This is a genomic window from Candidatus Neomarinimicrobiota bacterium (assembly GCA_021734025.1).
GTDB lineage: Bacteria > Fidelibacterota > JAANXI01 > JAANXI01 > JAANXI01 > JAANXI01.
The window spans coordinates 144,062-158,566 of sequence record JAIPJS010000001.1; the positions used below are offsets into that span (position 1 = coordinate 144,062).

A 14,505-nucleotide genomic window follows, 5' to 3' on the forward strand; every position below is an offset into this window, starting at 1 on the left:
AATACATGTCGAACATAGATCGCACACGACGGAACTTCATAAAAGCCTCGGTACTTGGCGCCACCACTCTTGCACTGCCGTCAATCTTTCCCGGAAAATCAAACATCCTTGCGAAAACCGGCCAGGAACTGACGTTCCGTCCCTACCCGCATCAATGGATGCCGGAAATGACCTGGGCGTTCACCACGAATGAGCACGCCGATCCCTTCAAGTCACCGATCAATGTCACCCAGGACGGCATAGTTGTCCCCAGAGATGTCGGTGACCGCAAGTTTGCCGTCAACACCCGGTGGTTTGTCGAGGGATTCGGCTTTGTGGAACTCCGCGCGGATAACGGCGGTGAATTTTATACTGCTGAGGGGTTTTCTCAACGCCGGCAACTGAATCTGAATTATGAGCTGGCCAGATCCAGGGTGCTCCAAAATCGGCGGGTGATGAGCAGATACAGGAAAACGGGAACCGAATTCTCCAATGAAGTGAAAACTCTCATCGCACTCTCTGACGATTATTTCCAGCAGGCGGAGAAGTTATTGGGACAAGGAGAAGCCTGTGCAAAAAATGCCGATAAATCCCTGGAATATGCGATGTGGGCCAGTGAGAAAATCGAATTGGAGCACGCCCGCCAGCAGATATTGAAACAGGCCAGAGAGCAGTTCTATTTCGGGTGCGAAACACGACAATACATCTGGGCGAAATCCGAAGTATTCACCGAACGATTCGAAGATTTATTTAATTTTGCCACCGTAACACACTATATCTGGGATACCTGGTATCCGGTATTTGAGCCACGTGAGGGCGAGCATCGCTGGGGAATTAAAGACGAGATTGTGGACTGGCTCATGGAGAATGACATCACCATCCAGGGGCGACCGATGTTCTGGTTTCATCCCGATGTGACGCCGGACTGGCTGGCGGAGAAATCGTATCCGGAGTTACAGGATTACGTGAAGCGCCACGTCACGGCGATGGTGAACCACTATGGGGACAAGGTAAAACAGTGGTCGGTCATCAACGAATACCACGACTGGGCGAATATTCACGACCACACGCCGGAGCAAATTACTGAGATCACCCGCCTGGCCTGTGATACGGTAAAAGACGTCGATCCGGAGGTCACCCGCATCATAAACAATTGCTGCCCCTGGGCAGGCTATGCCGCATGGGGAGGCTCGGCTGATGGACAAACAGACCGGCAGCTGCGTTCGCCGCGTAAGTATCTGGAGGATATTACCGAGGCGGAGGTGGATTTCGACGTTATCGGGCTGCAGATGTATTTCCCTCGACGGGATCTGGCTGAGATTGTACGCCATGTCGAGCGATTTGAGAAATTCGGCAAGCCGATATATATCTCAGAAATCGGAGCTTCATCAGGGGCAACAGAGGAATCAGTGCAGACTGGCGATCTCGGAATCTCCCAGGAGCCGTACGAGTGGCACCGTCGCTGGGACGAGGAGTTACAGGCAGACTGGCTGGAGCAACTTTACACTGTGTTGTACGCCCGGCCATCCATCAAAGCACTGAACTGGTACGATTTTGCCGATTTTCGGACGTTTATCCATAACGGTGGGCTCATTAAGGTGAATGGCCGGCGTAAAAAATCATATTACCGGCTGCAAAACCTCATCGACCAGTGGGGACATTCGGATAAAGGATAAGAGAAGTCCTACAGGAGCAAACTGAATCGAAAACCAGGAAGGCGTCTCTTTGTGAATCGCTTTATAGTTGCACTATTTGTTATCCTCGCCAGCTCCGTTTCTGTGTCCGAAGCGACAGAAGTGACAATTGAGCACCAGGATGTCACCGTCTGGTCGCCGACGCAAACCGTAACGGGGAAAGTGATTCCACCTGAGGCTGCAAGTGGGACACTTTACATTAACGGGGAAGGGCAAACTTTTACCGTCTCTCAATCCGATAGTTCGTTTTCGGCAGAAGTGATGCTAGGGGATGGCGAAAATACCATCGTTGCAACTGTCGACAGTCAGGGGACGCCCATATACTCCGATTCATTACGGTTGACACTTGGCTACAACATTCAGCCCGAACTTGAGATCGTCCCGGAAATTTCCGGAAGTACTGTGGATCTGAATCTACATCTCGTATCAAATCCCGGATCGGTTACCATAGATTTCCAATGGTCTGAAGATCCCGGGAATCCCCAGAACCTCGGTCTGACATCCAGCGGCGATTCGTCTGCAAATGCCACCATCCCAGATGAAGCAAAAGTAGGGGAATATTACTTTGATGTTCGCGGCGTGTGCTCCGACGGCGATACCGTCCGCGCCAGAACCTTCGTGACTGTGACACCGGATTCCATTTACCCGTTTCGAATCGCGACCGATTATGCGGCCTGGATCGATTCCGCTGTGGTCTACGAAATCACACCATACATCTTCGAAGCCAACGGGCGATTTACCGATATCACGGCCCGGTTGCCCGAACTGGCAGACTTCGGCGTCACTGCTATCTGGATACAGCCGGTGATGGAAACCGAATACGGCGGACAGGGCTACGATATTATCGATTATTTTGCGGTGAGAGGCGATCTGGGAACGCCGGGTGAACTCAGGGAACTTGTCCAAACTGCAAAATCTCTGGGGTTGCGCGTGATGTTTGACTTTGTGGCAAATCACAGTTCGATTGCGCACCCGTATGCCGAACATTCCGTTCAATTCGGCCAGCAGTCGCACTACTACGATTTCTACCAGCGCGAGTTTGGCGATGCGCCGTATTCTCAGCATTATCATAATCATCCGGACGGTTTTGTCTACTATTTCTGGGAGGATCTGCCCAGCCTGAATTACGATAATCCGGAAGTCCGGAAATGGATAAGTGAGGCCGCCCTGTATTGGATTAAAGAGTTCGATATCGACGGCTACCGGTTCGATGCCATTTGGGGCGTCAATGCCCGGCGTCCGACGTTTATGCAGAATCTGCGACGCAAAATTAAGAGAATCAAACCTGAGTTTCTGATGCTTGGCGAGGATAAGGCTACCTGGCCGGAATCCTTTGACGAACGGTTTGATGTGGCCTACGATTGGGCGCCCGAGGAGTCATGGGTCTCACACTGGACATGGCAGTACAATTACAGTCCCGGAGACAACCCGACGGTCTTTAACCACCCGAATGCCGATGCCAGAGTCTCCATGCTGCGGAATGCGCTGACCAACGATGGAAACGGCTATCACCCCCGGGCGAAAATCTTTCGATTCATGGAGAATAACGACACCGAGCGGTTTTTACCGCACCATGAAACCCGGAGAACCAAGATGGTAGCGACCCTTCTGTTCAACCTGGATGGCGTTCCGATGATGTACAATGGCCAGGAGATCGGCGCAACCAGTCATCCGTATGAAACGTATCGCCTCTTTGAGAATGGAGAAAGTATCAGCAGTCAGGACGAGTCCGGATTGTATCCGTATTACCGATCGCTCATTTCGCTGCGAAAGGGCTTGCCTGCGTTGCAATCCGACAATTTTCAGGAAGTGACAGCCACTCCCGGTGATCACATCTTTGCATTCAGGCGATGGCAAGAAGATCAGTCGGTCTTTTGCCTGTTAAATATGCAGGATGAGTATGCTCTCACGACCCTGTACCTGCCAATGTCCGACCTAAACCTTGACGCGGAAAAAACCTACTATCTCACGGAGCAGCTGACCGGACAGGTGTATTCCGGGAAGCCAGCAGAATTGGACTCTCTTAATATGGTAATGCTGGGATATCAGGCAAAGATGTTTGTGCTGGCGGATTCCGTCGTTACTGTCGAGACCGCACCGGAGCCGGTATCCCTGCCGACAGAGATAATGCTGGCTCAGAATTATCCGAACCCGTTTAATCCGGCGACGACTATTCAATACCTCCTGCCCGAAGCTACCGATGTAACCCTGACTGTCTACGATGTATCCGGGCGGATTGTGGAAACGTTGGTGAAAAAGGACCAATCACAGGGACAATATACTGTCAAGTTCAATGGACAACGGTATCCCAGTGGCATGTATTTTTATCGACTCACGGCCGCCGGACATGCGCAAACGAGAAAAATGATTCTGGTCAAATAATCGAAGTTGAAATAAACTATGACATCAGAAGTTTTCAAAGAGGATTGGGACCGCGCCGAGAGCCGGATGAAGGCCTGGTGGCATGGTGCAATTATCGACCGGCCGGTAGTGCAGGTGACTGCGCCGAAGCATCCCGCTAAAACGCCCAAATTCTGGAATGAATGGGAACTGGTGAACAGTTTGGAGCAACCCGAACGTGCACTGGATAAGTTCGAAACCTGGTGCAGTGACACCTTCTTTGGCGGAGAAGCCTTTCCGTACCTCTGGATTAACCTGGGCCCGGCGATTCTGGCTGCTTTTCTTGATTTAGGTATTGAACCGAAAATCGCGCCGGACACCGTCTGGATTGAACGAGATGAACCGATAGAGTGGGAGCCGATCATTCATGGGGAATTGAATCCGGAGAATTACTGGTGGGAAAAGACACTGGAATTAACACGGCTTGCAGCGGACCGCGGACGCAGCAGATATTTTACAAGCATCACCGACCTGAATAGTATGCTCAATAATCTGGGGGCACTCCGAACGACCCAGCAACTACTGACGGACGTCATCTTTTATCCCGATGAGATTCAGGCAGCTGCAAAAAATATGGCAGAGTTTTGGACGGACTGTTATGATAATCTCTACGCGGTAACGAACACCTCGATGTTCGGAAGCATCACGTGGCTGGGACTCTGGGCGCCTGGAAAGGGCTCTGACGTTCAGTGCGACTTCTCTGCAATGATTTCGCCGGACATGTTTCAGCAGTTTGTGGTGCCATCTCTGGAACAACTCACCAGACATCTCGAGTACTCCGTATATCACTGGGATGGCCCCGGACAGATAATTCACCTGGAGCATCTGCTGGAATTGCCGGATCTGGATGGCATCCAGTGGACACCGGGCGCCGGCGAGCCGGGAGTTGGATCGGAAAAGTGGTTTCCGCTCTACAAACGCATTCAGGAAGGAGGAAAACTATTGGTGCTCAAATGGCTTGATCCCAGGGATTTGGATGCGGTAATGGAGGTCCTGTCACCGGAAGGAGTCTTAATTCATGCGGCCTGCGATACGGTTGACGAGGCAGAGTTTGTTTTGAATAGGGTTACTAACTGGACATGATAGCGAAAAATAAAAGACGAAAGTTATGAAGATATTTATCATAGGTGGAACCGGATTTCTGAGCAGCCATGTGGTGGAAATACTCTTAGAGCGCGGGCATGACGTCACCATGTTCACGAGAGGCAACAGGGAGAATCCATTCCGGAAGAACGGAAATTTGACCTGGAAACGCGGCGACCGGAATAATATTGATGAGCTACGCGAAACCGCGGAAGGTAAAACCTATGATGCCGTGTACGATTTTGTCGCGTATGAGCCCGAATCCACACAAATAGCAGTGGACGTATTCCGTGGTAAGGTTGACCGTTTCATCCATTGCAGCACAATTTCAGTCTACATGGTCTCCAATGAGGTCCGGTGTCCGATTACGGAAGACCAGGACAAGGGACCGCTCATGGAGTTTTTCCCGAGAAATCCGTTCGGGATGCAATACGGCATTGATAAGAGAAAGTGTGAAGATATCCTCTGGGATGCGCACGATGAGAATACTTTCCCCGTGAGTATGCTGCGTCCCACATATATTTCCGGTCCCGAAGATCCCGCCATGCGCGATTATTTTTGGATCCAGCGAATTCTCGACGGCAAGCCGCTGTTGGTGCCTGGAAGCGGCCACTTTGCCTTCCAGCAGGTGTATGTCAACGATGTGGCAAGAGCGTTCACCGATCTCCTCGATTATCCGGAAAGTATCGGCAAAGCCTACAACGTTGCGGCAGAGGAGATCTTTTCACTGAATGATTATCTCCGGAAGCTGGGAACGTTGCTGGGGAAAGACCCGGAGCTGTTCCACGTCGATCAGGAGGTATTCGATAAACTGCCGTTCAGCGTTTCCCCTAATGGCGATGTGTTTACATTTAATACCAGACGGACATCCGTCTTCAGTCTCGATCGGATAAAACGCGATTTACATTTTAGTTCCACACCATTTGAAGAGTGGATGTTAAAGACGATTCGCTGGTTTTCTGAGAAGTATGATGGCCATTCACTCGGCTATGAAAACCGAGCGCAGGAAATCGAATTTGCAGAACACTGGAAACGAGAGAAGCAAAAGTTTACCACAAATATTCAACAAAAATATATCGGAGATTCGACCAATGAATAACAAGTCCACACGTTCAATCGTCGAGCGTGAAATCGAAAGCAATGACGGAGTTCTCCGATTGGAGCCCGCCTGGGTTGCCAGGGATTTCCTGCCGCCGGGCAGGCGCCTGGGCTTGCCCGACTCGCAATACGAACTGGGCGAACGCGGCGGAATCTGCGAGCGGTGGGTTGGCTCGACAACGCCCGCAGACAATGCGGTGAAGGTGGAAAATGAGGGTTTGAGCGTGTTGTCTCTAGGAGCCTCAGATGAAACTATCACGCTCAAGAAGGCCGTGGAGGAAGCGCCAGAATTAATCCTGGGAGAGAATTATGCCAATTCCCATGACGGCCTGGGGCGGCTCCCGAAGATTTTCGATTACAAATGGCGCCTGCCGTATCACCTCCACCAGATGGAGCACCATGCGAAACTTGTCGGATGCAACTCCAAGGAGGAAGCCTACTATTTTCCGGAAGGAGTCGATCCGGGGCCGCAGCCGGTGACATTTTTTGGAGTCCATCCCTACATCGCCGCCTGGGAAAAGTACGATTTGCTGTTGGATGCCCTCAAAGAGTGGAAGGACGATTCCATCCTGCGGTTTGCCCGGGGATACAAGCAGTATCCCGGCGACGGGTTTCACGTGCCGTCCGGAACGCTTCATGCGCCCGGATCTGCACTTACAATCGAGTTGCAGGAGGATTCCGATGTGTTTGCCATGCTTCAGGCCAAAGTTGAGGACTGCGACATTTCCAAAGATCTCCTGTACAAAGACGTCCGCGAAGAGGAGAGAGAGCAAAAAGGTGAAGCGGCCATCCTTGAGATGGTGAACTGGGAAATCAGCGGGGATCCTTACTTTTACGAAAATCGGCATACGCCTCCGATCGAAATTGACAACGAACAGGATACCGCTGCGCGGGAGTATTGGATATTCTATAACACGACGAAATTCAGCGGTAAAAAGCTCGTAATTCCACCGGGCGAGACGTTCATTTCCAGGGATAATGGGGTCTACAACATCCTCGTCTGGCAGGGCAAGGGTACATTCCACGGATTTGATATGGAAGCCGGCAATTTTGGCCAGGACGAACTATTGGTGTGCCATTCGATAGCGACTAAGGAGATAGAAGTGGTCAATACCGGAAAGTCGGATCTGATGATCTATAAGTTCTTCGGCCCGGATGTGAATAAGGATGTGCCGATGCTGGAAAAATATCCGAAAGAATGAGTGCATTCCGATGCCGCTTATAAAACAGGATAATCAAAATTTCCCGGAATGGAGCGAAGTCAGGCATTACCGCATTCTGCACCTTGATGCGGGAGAGCGGTCCGTCGTGTCGCTCAGATTTACTAAAGCTGCTTTATTTGTCGTCGAAGGATCAATCAGCTACGACAAAGTCTCTTTATCCGAAGGGGGTTCGATCAGCTTTGGTGGCAGAAGAAAGGTTACACTTGTCAATGATGAAAAAGACTCCATCGTCTTAATCGTCCAGGGAGACTGGGGCGAAGAGATCGGAGGCGCCGGAGTCTTTTCTCTTGAAAGTGCACCACAACCGAAAAACGACGGAGATCCGGTTGAATACGAGCGCAACACCGATTTTGACAACCACTTTCATGACTGCAACGAGTGCTGGTTTATTATCAAAGGTTCCGGAAAAGTCGTGACAGAAGGGAACCGTTATAGTGTGGAATCAGGGGATTGTGTGCTGACGAAGCGCGGTGAACACCACGATTTTCCGCTGGTGTTTGAAACAATTCGCGGTGTGTATTTTGAAACCACACTGCACGGGGAAAAGCGACTGGGGCACCTGTATGCTAAGTGAGAAACATCTGGCAGTAGAAATGGTTCATGGAGGCGGCGTAAAAACAAACAAGGGAAAAATTGTGAGTAATCATCGCATTTTTTTCCGAGTAGAGACGTGCCATGGCACGACTCTACAGTCAATAATATCAATGGGTTATCATATTTTTTACACTGGGTAGTAATATGAAAAGTCATGAGAAAAAATCCTTGACACAGCATTTTCACACATCCCCCATAAAACATCTCTCCGTATGAAAATGTCCGTAAAGTTTTCCGGTATTTTACTACTTGTTGTCATTTTGATCCTATCGGCATGCGGACAAAAAGAAAACGAGGATTCCGACAAGAGAACTTTGACTTTCTGGCACAGTTTCGTCTCAGCAACTCGTCCGGCGTTAGATACACTCGTGCATGAGTTCGAGCAGAGTCATCCGCACATTTCACTCGAGCCACAGTACATTCAGACCGGTGATGCGCTGGCCTACAAACTGCTGTCAACGATTCAGAGCGGCACGACTCCGGATATCGCCTGGGTGCACAGCGACTTCCTGAACAAGTTGGCCGCCTCTGGACGAATCTATCCGATACGGGAGTTGGCCGATGAATACGGTTCCGGCGAACAGCAACTGTTTGGTGATATACGCGAGGGGCTCCTCACTTCAGCCTCCTGGAATGATACGTTGTACGCATTGCCTATGGAAGCCTCAACCCTTGCGCTCGTATATAATGAATCACTGCTACGGAAAGCCGGATTGCCTCCGAAGCCACCGGAAACCTGGGCAGAGTTGAAAGAATACACAGCACGGTTATCCCTGGATAAAAATGAAGACGGGATTTTGGAGCGATACGGCTTTTATGTCCCCGTTTTCACAGCCTCCGGGCCGCTGAATATGTGGATGATTATGCAGTGGATGCCGTTCTATTGGCAGGCAGGGGGACAGGAGGTAAACGCAGATGAGACAAAAGTGTTGTTCGATTCGCCCCCGGGAATTCAAGCACTCGCGTTCTGGAAAGAATTATGGGAGATGCAAAATTTTACTCAATTTTCCCTGAGCCACGATAACGGTTTTGTGAGTCAGACAGTGGCTATGGTTATCGACGGCCCGTGGAATCTCCCGACATATCGTAAAATTGACGAGTTTCATTGGAATATTGCACCCTTACCTTCCGGGCCTGCTGGCGATTTTACCTATCTCGGCGGCGAACACCTTGCCGTCTTCAGAAGCACTGAGCACCCGGACGCAGCCTGGGAATTCCTGTCCTGGGTAACCCAGCCGGAAGTACAAGCCAGGTTTGCTATGAACTCCGGTTATCTACCAGTTTCAAAGCAAGCGTTGCATCTGCCGGAATTTCAGGAATTTCTGGAGCAGGATCCTCAATACGCCGGTTTTGTCAAATTACTCGGGAATGCTCGGGTTCGGCATCGGTTCGACCGGAGCTGGATGGAGGTCAATCGTCTGCTTGGGGAGGCAATTGAGAGATCAGTCATTGGAGAGAAAAGTCCGGAAAAAGTACTAAGACAATCTGTGCGGAAAATTAATACCGAACTACTTGCTGGTGAAAAATGAGTACCCATCCGTGTAATATGAATTATTTGAATAATCCCAACGGAGGTCAATAATGGAGTACCATTTTCTTGGGCGATCCGGATTGCGCGTCTCCGAACTCTGTTTCGGAGTCATGTCGTTCAACGATCAGGAGGAATGGTCGCACATCGCAACCATGTCTCAGGCGGACGCGAACAATCTGGTGGATATGGCGATCGACAAAGGTATCAACATCTTTGATACCGCAGATATCTACGCCGGCGGGCGATCGGAGGAGATGCTTGGCCAAGCCCTGAAAGGCAGGCGGGATAAATATCTGATCGCCACGAAGTTCGGATTCCGGATGGGCGACGAAGGCCCGAACGGTGTGGGATTGTCCCGCAAGCGGATTGTGGAAGCCTGCGAAGCGAGTTTGAAGCGATTGCAGACGGATTACATCGACCTCTACCAAATCCATTCCTACGATTTCATCACGCCAATCGAGGAAACGTTGCAGGCGCTGAACCAGCTCATTGAACAGGGCAAGGTGCGATATATCGGATGCTCCAATTTTACCGGTTGGCAGCTGATGAAGGCGATGGCCACGTCGGAGAAATACGGAAATGAACGGTTAATAAGTCTACAGGCCTATTACTCGCTCCTTGGACGTGATCTGGAGTTCGAACTCGTGCCCGTTTGTCAGGATCAGGAGATCGGTATCATGGTTTGGAGTCCCCTGCACGGCGGCGTTCTCACCGGCAAGTATCACTTTTCCGACGAGTGGCCGGACGGCACGCGAATTCAGGAACCCGACGACCAAACTCCATACGACCGGGAGCAGGGCGAAAAGGTGCTGCGGGCAGTAAAAGAAATCGCAGATGAGCGCGGAGTCTCCCTGGCACAGGTTTCTCTGAACTATCTTCTGAGAAAGCAAGGAGTGTCTACCGTCGTCATCGGCGCCCAGAATGAAAAACAACTGAAAGATAACTTGGCGACCGTCGACTGGAAACTATCGGAGGATGAAGTAGAGAGACTCAATGAGGTAAGCGAGCCGTATAAGCCGTATCCCCACTGGTATTTCGATATTTTTCGCAAAGAGGAGATGGATTTAAATCGCTACAACTAATAATACCTATGCATTTAAAGAAAAGACTGGAGTAAGAGCATGGAATACAGAAATCTCGGCAGAACCGGTGTGAAGGTCAGTCCGCTGTGTCTCGGCACAATGATGTTTGGCTGGAAAACCGAAGAGAAGGACTCGATGGACATCGTTGACAGGGCGATTGAAGGTGGGATTAACTTCATCGATACCGCCAACGTATATAGCCGGGGAACCAGTGAGGAATATGTCGGCAAAGCGCTGCAGCGAAACGGCAAAAGAAATGAAATCGTGTTGGCAACCAAAGTCCATGGCGGCATGAACGACGACGATCCGAATGCCTGGGGCAACAGTCGCCGGCATATCGTTGAGCAGTGTGAAGCCTCGCTGAAACGCTTGCAGACCGATTACATCGATCTATACCAGATTCACCGTCCCCAATCTGATATTCCCATAGATGAAACCCTCCGCGCGCTGGATGATCTCATTAGTGCGGGCAAGGTGAGATATGTCGGCACAAGTACATTCGCAGCCTGGCAGGTGGTCGAAAGTATCTATATTGCCAAAGAATTGGGACTGAACCGGTTCGTAAGTGAGCAGCCGCCATACCATCTTTTAGACAGACGAGTAGAGCGTGAATTACTACCGGTGGCAAAGCAATACGGGCTGGCGATTCTCCCGTGGTCACCCCTGGCCGGCGGATTCCTGACCGGGAAATATAAGCGGAAGTCAACCGGTGACGCGGGGCGACTCTCTGAAGATAATGAATGGAACCGGAATCACTTTATCGATCCGGCATTCACAATTGCCGAGACAATAGTAAAGATGGCATCAGCCAAAGGATGTGCAACCAGTCAGCTTGCGCTGGCCTGGTGTGCGCAACAGGACGGAGTAACCAGTCCAATTATCGGTCCGCGGACGATCCCACAACTGGAGGATAATCTGGGGGCTATTGATCTTACCCTTACTCAGGAGGATCTGGACAAAATTGACGAGGTGGCAGAACCCGGACGCGCGACTGTTCCTTATTACGATGCGGATTTTAGTGCAAACACCTACCGATAACGGTGAATTGAGCCAGAATAACTCTTAGCAAAACGAAAGATTTGGTATGCAAGTAGTCAATCTGATCGATTTGAAAAAGTTTAAAGTTATGGATGAGCCACCCCCGTCGTCACCCGGGGCCGGTGAAGTTCTGTTAAAAGTGCAGCGGGTTGGTATATGCGGTTCTGATATCCATTACTACCTGGAAGGGGGAATCGGTGAGCAGGTTATTGATTTTCCCTATACGGTGGGGCATGAATTCTCTGGTGCAGTCGAGGAGACCGGGGCTGGTGTGACAAACGTAAAACAAGGTGACCTGGTTGCGGTTGAACCGGCCGTCTCGTGCGGGCAATGCGACCAGTGCCGGGAAGGTCGGCCACACACCTGCAGAAAGTTAAAGTTCATCGGTGCACCCAGTCAACTCTCCGGTGCGATGAAGGAGTATATCGTGCTCCCTGCAGAAAACTGTTTTCCCGTGCCTAACGGAATGTCTCCGGAAGCCGCGTGCCTGGTGGAACCATTATCCATCGGATGCTATGCCGTCGAACTTGCTCGGAAGCAAAAGGGGAAAACAGCGGCTATATTGGGCGCGGGGCCCATTGGATTGAGTGTACTGGAAGCCTTAAAAGAACTTAGCCCTGATACTATTTATGCCACGGATAAGCTGGACTACCGATTGTCCCTCGCTAGTGATGCCGGGGCCGGATGGACCGGGAATCCTGATAAATGCGATATTGTTAAGGAAGTTAGAGCGCTGGAACCGCTCGGGCTCGACAGCGTGTTCGAATGCTGCGGAGATCAGGAGGCCCTGGATCAGGCTATCGATTTGCTGAAACCGGGTGGAGAATTACTGATTGTAGGAATCCCCAGTGAGGACCGTATCTCGTTTGATATCAGTAAAATCCGGAGGAAGGAAATAACGATAAAGAATGTGAGAAGGCAAAATCATTGCGTTGAACCGGCAATCGATCTCATTCACAACAATCCGGAGATCGAGAACCGGATGTACACCCATGGCTTTCAATTGGAGGATACGGGGGAGGCATTTGAAATTGTCTCCGGTTACCGTGACAGGGTTATGAAGGCAATGATCCATATTTCATAGCGACGTTGGGGTATTGTCCTGCAGAAAAGTGTGTTAATTACGGGGAGTTGACTCCGGTTCGTAAAAAATTTAGTGTACTCCAAAGAATAGAAACGGCGATCAATTGAATCAGTATCCCGTGATTGGCCCATCTCCGTATCACATTGTGACGAAGCCCACGGGGCCAATGTGTAATCTGTCCTGCCGGTATTGTTTTTACCTGGGAAAAGAGTTTCTCTATCCCGATACATCCGGTTTTAAGATGCCCGAGGCAGTGCTCCGAGAGTATACCCGCCAATACCTGGCCAAGCCCGGCGGTGAAGTGACTTTCACCTGGCAGGGGGGCGAGCCTACCCTGCTGGGATTAGATTTCTATGAAAAGGCACTGTCGTTTCAGGAAGAATACAATACAGCAAACAAAGTTGTACGCAATACGCTGCAAACCAATGGATTAAAAATTGACGATTCCTGGGCGCAATTTTTCCGGGATCATGACTTTCTCATTGGACTCAGCCTCGATGGACCGGAGCATATCCACAACAGGTACCGGAAATACAAAAATGGAGGGGACAGTTTTACTCAGGTCAGACGCGGAATGGATTGTCTGCAAAAATACGATGTTAAATTTAATATCCTCGGATGTGTCAGCGATTACAGTGCTCAGTTTCCCTATAAAATTTACGATTTTTACCGGGATGAAGCAGAAACGCAATACTGGCAGTTTATCCCGATCGTTGAACGGCACCATAACAGAGACAGGGATGTTACTGAATACAGCGTCAGTGCAGAGCAGTACGGTGACTTTCTCATCAGGATCTTTGATCGATGGGTTCGCAATGACATCGGAAAAATTTCCGTGCAGATCTTTGATGTAGCCTTTCGGGTCTATCTCGGCATGAATGCCGGGTTGTGCTTATTTGACGAAACTTGCGGGAATGCCCTGGCTATCGAACACAACGGTGATCTGTACAGTTGTGACCATTTTGTGGAAACCGAGCATCATCTTGGCAACATTGGAGAAAGAACATTAAATGAGATGGTGGCGTTACCGGTGCAAAATCAATTTGGTCAGGATAAAAAAGCAACTCTGCCACAATATTGCCGTAATTGTGAAGTACAATTCATTTGTAACGGCGGCTGCCCGAAAAACCGGTTTATTAGAACACCGGAGGGGGAACCCGGTTTGAATTATCTGTGCGCTGGCTATAAGAAATTTTTTACTTATATCGATCCCCATATGCGATACCTGGCTGAGAAATATAAGGCAGGAAATACGCCCGAAATGATGATGGCATACATTCGGAATCATCCGGAACAATTTGTGGTAGAACCAAAAAGGAATGCTCTCTGTTATTGCGGAAGCGGGAAGAAATATAAGATGTGTTGTTTGCAATAGTTAAAATTTTCTATATATGCCTTCAAATGTGGCAAATAAAGTTTTTTGCTTAATTGATGTTCTAATTTTTAGATGACAGAACGAATTGAAAAAGTATTCCCCGACTTTGTTTTACCTATGCTTTACAAAAAAGCCTAAAACCCTGTAACGACAGCGATTGTAGAGAGTATAAGTGCCGGAGGAGGGACTCGAACCCACACGGTGAAAAATCACCAACGGATTTTAAGTCCGTTATTATCAAACACTTAAACTGTTGTAATAACAGATATTTATAAATTTGAAAAATTGTCTATGTAACGAATATGTAACGAGTTTCGCGGATTT

Annotated in this window: 11 protein-coding genes; all 11 read left to right on the forward strand. The window is 49.7% G+C overall.

Annotated elements, in window-relative coordinates:
• The first annotated feature begins 5 nt into the window (after positions 1 to 5).
• Positions 6 to 1,655 (forward strand): endo-1,4-beta-xylanase, encoded by a 1,650-nt coding sequence (locus K9N57_00540; protein ID MCF7802657.1) that lies wholly within the window; start codon positions 6 to 8, stop codon positions 1,653 to 1,655.
• A gap of 51 nt (positions 1,656 to 1,706) precedes the next feature.
• On the forward strand, positions 1,707 to 4,055 hold the full coding sequence (locus tag K9N57_00545; protein ID MCF7802658.1) for a T9SS type A sorting domain-containing protein: 2,349 nt from the start codon (positions 1,707 to 1,709) through the stop codon (positions 4,053 to 4,055).
• Between the two features lie 18 nt (positions 4,056 to 4,073).
• Positions 4,074 to 5,156: a hypothetical protein gene (locus tag K9N57_00550; GenBank protein ID MCF7802659.1), complete on the forward strand. Its 1,083-nt coding sequence runs from the start codon at positions 4,074 to 4,076 to the stop codon at positions 5,154 to 5,156.
• 25 nt (positions 5,157 to 5,181) lie between these two features.
• Positions 5,182 to 6,255 carry an NAD-dependent epimerase/dehydratase family protein gene (locus K9N57_00555; protein MCF7802660.1) on the forward strand — a complete coding sequence of 358 codons (1,074 nt, stop codon included), beginning with the start codon at positions 5,182 to 5,184 and terminating at the stop codon, positions 6,253 to 6,255.
• Positions 6,248 to 7,456 (forward strand): hypothetical protein, encoded by a 1,209-nt coding sequence (locus tag K9N57_00560; GenBank protein ID MCF7802661.1) that lies wholly within the window; start codon positions 6,248 to 6,250, stop codon positions 7,454 to 7,456. Before K9N57_00555 ends, K9N57_00560 begins: the two co-directional genes overlap by 8 nt.
• A 10-nt stretch (positions 7,457 to 7,466) precedes the next feature.
• Positions 7,467 to 8,051, forward strand: a complete 585-nt coding sequence (locus tag K9N57_00565; GenBank protein ID MCF7802662.1) for a cupin domain-containing protein — start codon at positions 7,467 to 7,469, stop codon at positions 8,049 to 8,051.
• Positions 8,052 to 8,385: 334 nt separating this feature from the next.
• Positions 8,386 to 9,600: an ABC transporter substrate-binding protein gene (locus tag K9N57_00570; GenBank protein MCF7802663.1), complete on the forward strand. Its 1,215-nt coding sequence runs from the start codon at positions 8,386 to 8,388 to the stop codon at positions 9,598 to 9,600.
• A gap of 52 nt (positions 9,601 to 9,652) precedes the next feature.
• Entirely contained in the window at positions 9,653 to 10,684 is a 1,032-nt protein-coding gene (locus K9N57_00575) for an aldo/keto reductase (protein MCF7802664.1), read from the forward strand.
• Between the two features lie 39 nt (positions 10,685 to 10,723).
• Entirely contained in the window at positions 10,724 to 11,722 is a 999-nt protein-coding gene (locus K9N57_00580) for an aldo/keto reductase (protein ID MCF7802665.1), read from the forward strand.
• A gap of 46 nt (positions 11,723 to 11,768) precedes the next feature.
• Entirely contained in the window at positions 11,769 to 12,806 is a 1,038-nt protein-coding gene (locus K9N57_00585) for an alcohol dehydrogenase catalytic domain-containing protein (GenBank protein ID MCF7802666.1), read from the forward strand.
• A 166-nt stretch (positions 12,807 to 12,972) separates the two neighbouring features.
• The gene (locus tag K9N57_00590) at positions 12,973 to 14,181 is read left to right on the forward strand and encodes an anaerobic sulfatase maturase (protein ID MCF7802667.1); all 1,209 of its coding nucleotides are present in this window, start codon (positions 12,973 to 12,975) and stop codon (positions 14,179 to 14,181) included.
• The last annotated feature ends 324 nt before the right edge of the window (positions 14,182 to 14,505 follow it).